Raw genomic sequence first — 459 nt, 5'->3', positions numbered from 1 at the left:
CGAGGTAATTATGCGCTTATCAAACAATTTGATGTACCAAAACAATATAAATAAAATACTCGACAACCAACAAGGTGTTGCAAATGCTCAAGAGCGAGTAACAACAGGTGAAAAGTATTTAAGCACATCAGAAAGCCCATCAGCTTATTCACAAGCGGCTCTATACACTACTAAAATTCAAGCTAACGAACAGTACACTAAAAATATTAACCAATTGAATAACCGCCTAAATACAGAAGAAACTGTATTAAGCAGTATCACGGATGCAATTCAAAAAGCGCAAACATTGACTATTCAGGCTGGTAATGGTGCCTTAAATACCAACGATAAAGTATCAATAAGTAAAGAGCTTGAAGAGCTGCAGCAAACATTACTAAGTCTCATGAATACTCGATCTGAAGATGGTAAATATATTTTTTCTGGTTATCAGGATAGTACACAACCCTACCAGTTTGAAAC

General features: G+C 35.5%; 1 protein-coding gene. It reads left to right on the top strand.

Going from position 1 to position 459, the window contains the following annotated elements; genetic code table 11:
* On the top strand, positions 1-459 hold a 459-nt coding region (flgL, locus tag R2R70_RS18935), incomplete at both ends, for a flagellar hook-associated protein FlgL (RefSeq protein WP_410978739.1).

Source organism: Cobetia sp. SIMBA_158, from assembly GCF_046566945.1.
Classification (GTDB): Bacteria; Pseudomonadota; Gammaproteobacteria; order Pseudomonadales; family Halomonadaceae; genus Cobetia; species Cobetia amphilecti.
Note: the sequence above shows the minus strand (reverse complement) of the source record. Positions and strands in the feature narration are given on the sequence as shown.